Annotated in this window: 9 protein-coding genes and 1 riboswitch; all 9 genes read left to right on the plus strand. The window is 26.6% G+C overall.

Features of this window, described 5'->3' with window-relative positions; genetic code table 4:
- The first annotated feature begins 59 nt into the window (after positions 1-59).
- The 9 genes from MCJ_RS00160 (at position 60) to MCJ_RS00205 (ending at position 10,760) form a co-directional block, all read left to right on the plus strand.
- Entirely contained in the window at positions 60-1,838 is a 1,779-nt protein-coding gene (locus MCJ_RS00160) for an ABC transporter permease (RefSeq protein ID WP_012751250.1), read from the plus strand.
- The gene (locus MCJ_RS00165) at positions 1,838-2,569 is read left to right on the plus strand and encodes an ABC transporter ATP-binding protein (RefSeq protein WP_012751251.1); all 732 of its coding nucleotides are present in this window, start codon (positions 1,838-1,840) and stop codon (positions 2,567-2,569) included. The genes MCJ_RS00160 and MCJ_RS00165 overlap by 1 nt, the downstream gene beginning before the upstream one ends.
- Positions 2,562-4,988 (plus strand): aromatic motif membrane protein, encoded by a 2,427-nt coding sequence (locus tag MCJ_RS03725; protein WP_012751252.1) that lies wholly within the window; start codon positions 2,562-2,564, stop codon positions 4,986-4,988. The genes MCJ_RS00165 and MCJ_RS03725 overlap by 8 nt, the downstream gene beginning before the upstream one ends.
- Positions 4,972-5,877, plus strand: a complete 906-nt coding sequence (locus tag MCJ_RS00180) for an aromatic motif membrane protein (RefSeq protein ID WP_012751253.1) — start codon at positions 4,972-4,974, stop codon at positions 5,875-5,877. The genes MCJ_RS03725 and MCJ_RS00180 overlap by 17 nt, the downstream gene beginning before the upstream one ends.
- 47 nt (positions 5,878-5,924) lie before the next feature.
- Positions 5,925-6,425 (plus strand): hypothetical protein, encoded by a 501-nt coding sequence (locus tag MCJ_RS00185; protein ID WP_012751254.1) that lies wholly within the window; start codon positions 5,925-5,927, stop codon positions 6,423-6,425.
- 34 nt (positions 6,426-6,459) lie between these two features.
- The gene (trmB, locus tag MCJ_RS00190) at positions 6,460-7,077 is read left to right on the plus strand and encodes a tRNA (guanosine(46)-N7)-methyltransferase TrmB (RefSeq protein WP_012751255.1); all 618 of its coding nucleotides are present in this window, start codon (positions 6,460-6,462) and stop codon (positions 7,075-7,077) included.
- A gap of 170 nt (positions 7,078-7,247) precedes the next feature.
- Positions 7,248-8,627, plus strand: a complete 1,380-nt coding sequence (locus MCJ_RS00195; RefSeq protein WP_012751256.1) for a M17 family metallopeptidase — start codon at positions 7,248-7,250, stop codon at positions 8,625-8,627.
- Between the two features lie 62 nt (positions 8,628-8,689).
- Positions 8,690-8,780, plus strand: a riboswitch (TPP riboswitch).
- Positions 8,781-8,809: 29 nt separating this feature from the next.
- The gene (gene cypl, locus MCJ_RS00200; protein WP_012751257.1) at positions 8,810-10,021 is read left to right on the plus strand and encodes an ABC transporter thiamine pyrophosphate-binding lipoprotein p37/Cypl; all 1,212 of its coding nucleotides are present in this window, start codon (positions 8,810-8,812) and stop codon (positions 10,019-10,021) included.
- The gene (locus tag MCJ_RS00205) at positions 10,014-10,760 is read left to right on the plus strand and encodes an ATP-binding cassette domain-containing protein (protein WP_012751258.1); all 747 of its coding nucleotides are present in this window, start codon (positions 10,014-10,016) and stop codon (positions 10,758-10,760) included. Before cypl ends, MCJ_RS00205 begins: the two co-directional genes overlap by 8 nt.
- Positions 10,761-10,878: the final 118 nt, after the last annotated feature.

Genomic DNA, 10,878 nt, shown 5'->3' on the forward strand with positions numbered 1-10,878 from the left:
ATTAAAATTATTTGTTATTTCGAATTCAAATTTAGATAAGAAATGTAGAAAGGTTTGCTTTGCAAAACCAAATCATTAAAAATTTTAAGCAAAATTATTATTTTAAATTATTGCTAAAATTATCAATAAAGAAAAAAGCAATATATATTATTGCTGTTTTTGCATTTACAGTTTCATTGATTCTTGGAATTCTTTCAAGAATTTATGCAACACCAACATCATTTAGTATATTTGTTTTTACTAATTTACTCATCAATTTATCACTTACCATTATTCTTGCTTCATACATGTTTTTAGTTATTTTTAAAGACCTATCTTCACAAAGTATTGATATTGTTGCCTTTACAAAACCGTATTCTAGAAAGTATTTTATAGCTACAAAAATTATGTTTTTAGTTTTTGTTTCACTAGTATGAAGTATCTTTTTTTACATTATATCAATAATGTTCTTCTTAATTAACTTTAACAACATAAGTCAAGTTTCTTCCTTTTATATTTGATCTTTCTTTTCTCCATTTTTTGCATTTTTAATTTTTGGAGCAATAACTGGTTTAATTGGTTCAAAATTTAGTTCAAAAATTTCACTTTCTGTTGCATTAGTAAGCTTTAGTCCTTTTATTTTATTAGGTTCTATAAGTGCTTTTAGTTCAACATCATCTCCAAATAGGTTTGCAAAAATATTAAACTTACCTTATGATCAATATGATTCAGGAACAATTGCTGATGTTGACAAGTTCTTCTTAAATGATAAAAAAGATCATTTTTTCATCATTCCAAAACAAGTAGACAAGCCAACTTTTTCAAAAAGACAAATTGATTATATTCAACAGGCTTGAAACAATAGTTCTTCTTCCGCTCAAGGATGACAAGCAGCATCATACCTTTTATTACCATATCAATTTTTAAATATCTTTGAAAATAAAGACAATGATGCTTTAGTTACCTCTGTTGGTAAACAAGAAAAATATTTAGAAAATTATATTTTTTATAATAATTTAGATAGTAAAACCAACGCTTATGAAATATCAACAAATCCAAGTTTAAAAGAGTATAAAATCAATGAAAATTTAAAGGCTTTTTTAATTCCAGGAGCTTTAAAAAATCAAAGTATTTTTGATAATTTGGACAACCGTGAATTAATTTATGCACACAAATTTGCCTCTGATTTTAATACTCAATTACCACAAGATGAACAAACTTTTGGTGGTGCTTCCCTTTTAGTAGGAAAACTAAAATGACAATACTTAAAAGAAATTTTAGAATCTTCAAAATTTAATAGCTATGCAAAAGATTTTTATAGAAAAATCAAGAAAAATAGTGAGCGCCAACAAATTTTAGATATTATTTCATCTGCAATTTCTGAAGATCAAGACTTACTAAATATTGAAGATGAAAATTCAACTGTTCTACAGAAAAAAATAGATACTAAAAAAGTAGAAAGCGATACTCAAAGAAAGCTTTATTTAGCAGTTTCCTTGATTTATTGACTATTTTTTAACAAACCAGAATCTCCAATTCTTGATACCTTGCTAAAAGATTCAGCAAGCCAAAGTTATGATCCACAACAATTTGATATCAAAATTCAAAATCAAGAGTATAAAATTGGTGGTTATTCTTCTTATTCAGCTCAGCAACAAGTTGTAAATAATAAAGTAATAAGTAGATTTAATTTAACCCCAAGTAATAACTTTGTTTTTCAACCAGTTAGTCAAGCTATTGAAATCAAAGTTGGTTATCAAGTTGTCAATAAATCTGCTTTTATAGTAATTTGAATTGCTATTTCAGCTGCCTTACTTTATTCTCTTTACTATTTATATTCTAGAAAGGATTATAAATAATGGAATCAACTATTGTTTTAGAAGTGAAAAATCTAACCAAAATTTATCCTAAGAGCTCAAGTGGTGTGGAAAATGCTAGTTTTCAAGTGCCTTCTAAACATATTCATGCTTTTATAGGTGAAAATGGTGCTGGAAAAACAACCACTATTAAATGTATTGTTGATGCTTATCAAAATTATGAAGGAAGTATCACCATTAATGGTTTTTCTAATAAAACTCCAGAAGGAAAAAAGTTTATCGGTTATGTGCCAGAACACAGTATTTTTCCTCGTGAAATCACTAGTTATGAATTTTTATATGAAATGTCTTTGCTTTCAGGTTTGCCTTCAAATATAATAAAAGAGAGAATTGACTATTATTTTAAAATTTTAGATATTGAAAATCTTGCTAATTTAAAACCTTATAATTTTTCTTCAGGTCAAAAAAGAAAAATTATGCTAATCCAATCTTTAATTCATAATCCAAGCTTAATTATTTTAGATGAGCCTTTTTCTAATTTAGATCCTTCATCAAGATTTGAGTTTCTAAATATTATTAAACTCCTACGAGATGAAGGTAAAAGTGTTTTTTTATCAACTCATAATTTAAGTGAAGTGGATGACATTATTGATAGTTTAACATTAATTAATAAAGGTAAAATTTATTATTGTGGTAAAAAAGAAGATAATTTAAATAAAATGTATTCAAATTACATTTTAAATTTAAATGTTGAAGAACACTCAAATGAATAAGAAAATTAAATTTGCTTTTTTACCTTTGTTAAGTTTGCCAATAACACTAATGTCATGTACACTAGTTTATAATTTTCATAATCCTGAAGAAAAATCATCTGATAGTAGTTTACTTGCAAATAAAAGTTATCAAAATTTTGTTGATTCTGTTTTTTTTAAATATCAAGATGTTAAAAATGACTATATTTTAGAACAATTAAATATCGATCCTATCAAAGTGAAAACAGAACTCAAGTATAGTTGGGTATTTGCAAGACCATATTTTAGACCAAATCTTTCGACAATTTATACAGACACAACAGTTAATTCAGTAAAAACTATTTCGAATTATTTAAGTAATAATTGATTATTTTTATTAAATAATATTGATAAAATTAGCTTTGGCTTCAACCCTTATAATCCTAATTTTGATAAAAAGGCTGATAAATTTGAATTAAGTCCGGGTATTAATAGAGAGATAAAAATTAAAGATAAGAACTTTAATTTTATTAAAATTGATAAGGATCAAAGTCGCCTAAAAAATTACACAGCATATTATTTAATTTTTGAAAAAAATAAGTTTATGCGCCTTACTACCTTTGATTATGAAGGTAAAATTCAATTTCAACTTGATTATAATATGTTTGTTTTGGAACAGACTCCAGACGATCCTTTCTTATTTGTTAATAATTTAGAGTCCTGAATTGATGAGAAAGAAAAAAAATATTATCAAGAGAAATTAGATGATGCAAAAGATGATTTAAAAGATAATTTTGCAAATCAAAAAGAGGAGCTAGAATCACAAATTAATTCTATTAAAGAACTTATTTCATCAATGCAAGATGACAATTTGCAAAACGACAGTTCATCTAATTCTGACTCAGATAATTCTAGTACTCCTACCCCACCATCTTCACCATCATTACCACCATCACCATCATTACCACCATCACCACCACCACCATCACCACCATCACCACCATCATTACCACCATCATCACCACCACCAACAACTCAGCCTAACAATTTAAGCACCACTGATGAAGCTAGTTTGCAAGCTTTAGGTTTTACAAATAAAGCTGATTTTGATCAATTTGTTGAAAAATCTAAATCTCTTTACGGTGTTGAAGATGAAGATGATCCTGCAAAGGAAGTACTGGAAATTTATAAAGATAATTTCGATGATAAAATTAGTAAAGATCCTAGTAAAAAACCGGAAGAAATAAAACAAGAAATTGAAAAACAACTAGAAGAAAGCAGGAGACGTTTGGCACCAAGAAATCAATCTTCTGTATCTAGGTTACAATCAACATTGTTCCAAGAAGTAATTGATGAATCACAAACTAAGACTAGTGAAAATCCTAAATCTGAAAATGAAGAAAAAATTGAACAGTTAGAACAACAAATTGAACAAAAAAAAGAAGAGTTACAAAGAAATATTGCCAATTTGGATGAACTTATTAATGCAAGACTTTTAAAACAACGGATTAATAAGTCAAGTTTTTTCACAGATATAACTTCAGATATTGCTGATTTCCAAGATAAGTCTAAGTTTAAATTTAGCAAGTTCAGCATCACAGATATTGAAATTGAAGATAACAAATTAAAGACAGATATAGAGCCAAAAGTTTTCAAAAATAAAGAACTTAACTCACCTGAGTATAATAAATTTAAAAAATTTATTGACCCAGATTTAAACGTTACAAACAGTCTAGAAACTCCTGATGAAAGAAGAACTAGAGAAATAATTAACAATATTTTAGAACTTGCTTGAAGAGATAATAATGCTGGTAAAATTAATTTTTTAAATGATCAAAAAAATCCTGAAACTATTTCAAAATTAGAAGAACAATGAAACAAAATTAATGAAAATTTAGGAAAAAAACCTATAACTGATTCGACTTTACTAGATGAATACAATAATTTTGTTTCTAATAATTGATACTTTATTTTAACAAGAATTGGTGACTTCAAACTACAATTCAAAAATTGGTTTTTGTTTCCTGATCAAAAAAATGAAAATGGCGAGATTATAGCTGCTCACAGTCCAGAATTTAAAAACCAAGTTGCTAGTTTGGATACAGAACCAGAAGACTATGTTTATGCCAACAACAATCTAGATGGTATTCAAGAAGGTGATACATCAATTTTGGCTGTTAATTATAAGGATTTATATATTTCTAAACAAAATAGTTTAATAAATATTAGAGTAGATTTTTCAACTGAGGAACCCAAAATCATTTTTAATCCTTTAATTTATCATTTTCCAAGAACCAGAAATAAAATTTCTGTTAAAATTTTAACGCAAATTTTCCACCAAGCTTTATTCCACCATAATCAAGAAAGCTACAATGATTTTGAAAAAGATTTTGTTGAAAAATTTAGATATGGACTACCTACACAAAATATATTGAGGTCAAAAAATGAAATTAAGTCATAAAATAATAACTTCAGTTACAGCGCTTTTGCCAATAGCTCTAGTAAGTTGTCAAACTAGTGACTCAAGCGTTGTTTTACATCATGATTACAGGCAATTTGTAGGTGAAAAAGATTCTTTTGAACATTTTTTAAATAATAGTGCGATTTCCCAATTGTTAGATTTAGTTTATCCAAATAAAGATACCCAAAAGCAACTAATTAATCAAGCTAGAAATATAAATTCTCAAAAATATATCGAGGACTTAAAATATAATCTAAATTTTTTCAACACAATTAATAACAGAAGTAGTGAGTTCAACACATTAAGAAATAGTCAACCAATCTTGTTCACAAAAGCAAAAGAAAGCTATGAAAATTTATTCAAATTTAATTGACTATGACTTTTATACAATCTCAAATCAACTGTTTGAATTAGAGGTATTGTCACCAATGATCAGTTTAAAAGACTAAATGAGGATTATAATAATTTACTTAAAGATAATGCTTTAAATGAAAGTTTTTATCAACCTAATAGCAATGAATTTAAAGATATAATTATTGTTAAGCAAAACACCACCAGTGGCGGTAATAATCCTAAATTTACAAAAGATAATTATAGGATCTTCTTGTTAAATAAAGAAAACTATATTTTTGAGTTTGCTCTTGAAAAAACTTTTAACAATAGTGAACTTGTTAATGCAAATATTGAGTTTAGTCCTTGAATCAAAATTTATCCAAATTTTGTTGATAATAACAAAGTTAAATTCCCTTTTGCAGATTACGTTCGCATAGAAACAAATTACCGAACTAGTAACTCCGGAACAAGTGTAAGTTTAGTCGAAAGATCTGTTTTTGAAGAAAATCAAGGCGGAGACAATTTTTCTTATACACTTATTGATTTTAAAAAATAAAATATTTGGTAAAATATAATAATATTTAAAAGCTAAAAGAGGAAAATATGGCAAAGTTAAATAAAGTTAGAAAAGATGGATTACTTCAAAATCATGCTTTTTTTAGAGAAGCAGTTTTTGGACTTTTTGGATCAGGTCTTTGATATCTAGAGCGTTACTACCAAGCTATTATTAGATTTACAATTACAGTTGTTGGTATTTTAACCATTTTTATTAGTCAAGTTATGTACCATACTTCACCAATTCAATTAATTATTGAAGAGGATGTTAGAACAATTACCATTATTGGTATTGTTTTATTAGCAATTGCTTTACTTTGAAATGCTTATTCATTAATAATGATTTTCTTAGGTCTTCAAAAAGATGGAAAGCTTGTTAAAATTAATGACTGAGCAATAAATGAAGAATTATTTGTTGAAGATAATGTTTTAAAACACATTGATCACAAAACTTATACTATTGAGGAAATTGAAGCTGGAATTATTGATGAACACTATGATCTAAGAAATAATCACAGCGCTCATTGTCCTAAACACAAAACTCCATAATGGAGTTTTTTTATAAAAGAAAAGTATAAAAAACATGAGATTAAAAAATATTCCTGATGCAAAAGAAAGATTAGAGAAATCTGGTCTACTAATTAAAAAACCTATAAATTTAAACACAAACTGAATTATTGAAGTGGGTATGGGCAAAGGTGAAATGCTTACTCAAATGGCTTATCAAAATCCAAATATAAATTTTTTAGGTATAGAAAAATTTCCTTCAGCAGCGGTTAAAGCTATTAAATTCGCTAAAACCTTTAAACTGCAAAATTTTTATATTTTAGTTGAAGATATCACAAAAATTTTAGAAATTTCTAATGGTAAAGTAGACCAAATTTGACTAACTTTTAGCGATCCATGACCCAAGAAAAAGCATGCAAAAAGAAGATTAACACACAAAAATTATCTAGAGATTTATAAGCAATTATTAACTAAAGATGGCAAGTTAAGATTAAAAACAGACAATGACCAATTTTTTGAATTTTCGAAAGAGTCACTTTCAGAAAATGGTTGAAAAATTTTGTACGAAACAATAGATATTCAACAATCTTATTTTGCTCAAACCAATATCCAAACTGGCTATGAAAAAAAATGAAGTCAAAAAAATAAAAATATAAATTATTTAGAAGCAACTTTCAAAAGTGTGAATTCTTAATTTTGTTCAAATTTGCATGTTTTTCGTTTTAATATGATATAATAAAGCACATATTGTAATTATTTATTAAAAAAAATATTCTAGCAAAAAAGAAGCTAAAAATATTAAAATATAGTAACATAAAAATTTTTCAAAAGTAATTTGTATTTTAATATTATGGAAAGAGAAAAATGGAACAGTTTTCAGAAGTTTTTATAAAATATAGCACTAAATTTGATGACAAAACTTTAATTTTAGAGCCAGCATTTAGTGATTTTGAAAAACCTCTTTTAATAAAAGAAGACTTTCATATTACTGAATACTTAAGTGAAAATAAAGCATACATTTATTTAGGTGATAAAGAAAAATACAAAGATACATCAAAAGATTTATTTAGAAAAATTGCAAACAAAATTGCAACATTACCTAGAGACATACAAATTGATTTTGATAAATTTAATCCAAACTTTTTAAGATATCTTATTGAAGTAGTAGCTTTTGTTAGATCAGATATTTTTTCATTAAAATCTGATGTTAAAAAGGCTAGATCAAAATTTAAATCTATTACTGTAGTAACTAGTAAATTACATAAATTACAAGGTATTATTGACAAACATCAAATTTTAAATAATGCTGTTAATTATGCAAGATTTTATCAAAATATGCCTCCTAACATAGCTAACTCTGAATTTTTAGCAAAAGAAATCCAAAGTAAACTGTCTGATAATAAAAATTTAACTGTTAAAGTTTTAGGTATGCAAGAAATTAAAGCTCTTGGTATGAATTTATTACTTTCAGTAAACCGTGGTTCAACATATGAACCAAGATTAGTGGTTATTGAGTATGAAGGTTCTCCAGGTTCAGAACAGAAAACTGCTTTTGTTGGTAAAGGTATCACCTTTGATTCAGGTGGTTATAATATCAAAACAGGAACCTTCATGATGGGTATGAAATATGACATGTCAGGTGCTATTATTTCGGCCGCTGCTATTGATGCTATAAGTAGATTTAATCCAATAGCAAATGTTGTTGCTGTTTTACCGATAACTGATAATAGAGTTAATGGAGATGCTAGCACTCCAGATTCAGTTTGAAAATCTATGAATGGAAAAACAGTTGAAGTCAACAATACAGATGCTGAGGGTAGACTAATTTTAGCTGATGCTATTACCTATGCAATTCGTGAAGCAAAAGCAACCGAAATTATAACTATTGCTACATTAACAGGTGCTATTAGAGTCGCTTTGGGTGAGACATTCACAGGTGCTTTTTCTAATAATGATGTTTTATTTAAAACATTTAATGAAGCATCAAAAGAAGCTGGTGAACTTATTTGAAGAATGCCATTACACAAAGATTTTTCTGTCCAAATTAGTGCTTCTAAAGTTGCGGATTTAAAAAATACAGATTATTCAGGAAAAGGTGGTTCTTCTTCTGCTGCAATGTTTATTAGTGAATTTGTTGAAAATAAACCCTTTTTACATTTAGATATTGCTGGTACTGCAGATGTTAACGGAACCCCAACTGGTGTAATGGTAAAAAGTTTAATTGAATTTATTTTAAGAAAATAATAAAAAAACACGATACAAAAATCGTGTTTTTTGTTATTTAGAAAAAATTTGATATAATTTTAATTAGTAAACAGAGGTGCTTTAACAGGCTGAGATATACTCTTAAAAGTTGATCTAGGTAATTCTAGCGTAACGAGTTTAGTCAAGATTCTTTGTTTACACACAAAATTTAAGAGGTGTGTATGAAATTTAATTTTTTAAGAAACAAGAAAAAAATAACAAAAAAATTTTTTGTTATTTTTTTCTCACCATTATTTTTAATTTTAAGCTCTTGTTCAAGACAAGCAGTGGTGCAACAACAATGAGACACAAAAGTTAATTTAGGACTTGGGCAGTCCTGATTTAAACTAAAAAGTGAAGATCCAAATCGTGTAAAAACTTTTTTAAATAACTTCACTAATGAATTTAATAGATTGCAATTAGCAGATCCAGAGACTGCAAATCAAGCAAAAGTAAGTTTTGATTTTATAGGAATTGATGATGGCCAAACTATTATTAGCCAATTATTAAGTTCAGATAATTCAGAAAATGCTATTGATTTTGGTATTACTAACTCAATTTCAACAATTGAATTAGATAGAAATAACCAATTACAAAATTTGTTACAGACAACAACTAATGCTTTTAAAGATGATAGTGAGCTTACATTTTTTCAAGATAACAACAATTTACTTGCAGAAGCTACCAATAATTTAAACAAAAGTTTTCTTCAAACTCCTTTTAATAATTGATCTAATGATGAAAATGGATTACAAAAATGAAATGGTATTGTCTATAAATTTCTTTATGATCTTAACGATAAACAAGTAAATTTTTATCGTGGCATGATAATGATAGCGGGTGATGATGCTAAAAGAAGTAAAATTAAGAAGGCTTGAGATGATAAGGACTTTATCACTTTTAGAAACTTTGGTATCATCCATGGTAATGAAAGTTCAGCAGGTCGATGAAAATTACAAGAAAATATTCTTAAGCAACATTTTGGTGACAAGTTTACCACATTAAAAGAAGATAAAATAAATAATCCTGATAAATACATATTAAAAGAAGGTAGAGATATCGGTCAAGATCCTAATTTTGCTATTGCTTTTGATGATGAGGCTTCCTTTGCTTGAAACCAAAATAAAGGTGATGGCAAAAGATATACATCTATCGAACCAAACGGTAAAGTCGAAGTTTTTGCTCTTACTAATCCACTTTTATATGATATTGGATCATTTCGTTCCGATTTTAACAAAAAACAAGCAGAATTAATTGTGCAAACCTTTATTAATTTAGCAGAAAATAAAACTGATACTTATGGACCAAATGTAGGTTACAATGGTTATAGAAAAATTCATAGTAAAAATGAGATTTTAAAAATTTATAATAAAAGTCTAAATAAAAATGAATAAATTAAAGTTTGAAAATGTCACTTTTAAATATAAACAGGATGATAAACCTATTTTAAAAAACATAAATTTTGAAGTTACTAAAGATAAACCCATTTTTGTAATTGGTCCAAGCGGTGCTGGAAAAAGTTCGTTTTTTTTAAGCATTATGCAATACATGGATATTCTTGAGGGTGATATTATTTATAATGGTCAAATAATTAGTAAAAAAAATAAAGCTCAAACAAAGGAATTTGTGAAAAAAGTAGGTTATTTGACACAACAACCGACTTCAATTAATTTCCAAACAGTTTTTGTTAATATTGCCAAGGAATTGCCAAAATATCAAAATAAATTTTTTAGTTTTTTTTCGATTCCAAACAAAAAGCAAACTCAAGAAATTAAAGATGTTTTAACAAAATTAGGGCTCCAAGAAAAAATATTTTCCATTTTCAGCGATCTATCCGGAGGTCAACAACAACGAGTAGAAGTAGCTAAATTAATGTTACAAAATCCAAAAATTATTTTAGCTGATGAACCTACAACCGCACTAGACCCTAAAACTTCAAACCAAATTTTAGATTTAATTTTTCGACTTGCACAAATTAATCAATCCATCTTATTTATTATTACTCATGATATTGAAATTATTAAAAAATACGATGCTAAAATCTTGCTAATAAAAAATAAAAAAGCAAAATTATTTAAATCATTTGAATCAATAAATTATCAACTATTAAATGAAATTTTTGAGGAAGACTAAATGCAAAAAAAAAAAAAAAAAAGAAAAATCATATTTTAGTTTCAAAAGAATAATTGTTTATTTTGTAATCATATTTATTTTAATTTCTTTTTCTTTATATTCTGTATTTTTACCTATA

This window comes from Mesomycoplasma conjunctivae (assembly GCF_000026765.1).
Taxonomy (GTDB): Bacteria; Bacillota_I; Bacilli_A; order Mycoplasmatales; family Metamycoplasmataceae; genus Mesomycoplasma; species Mesomycoplasma conjunctivae.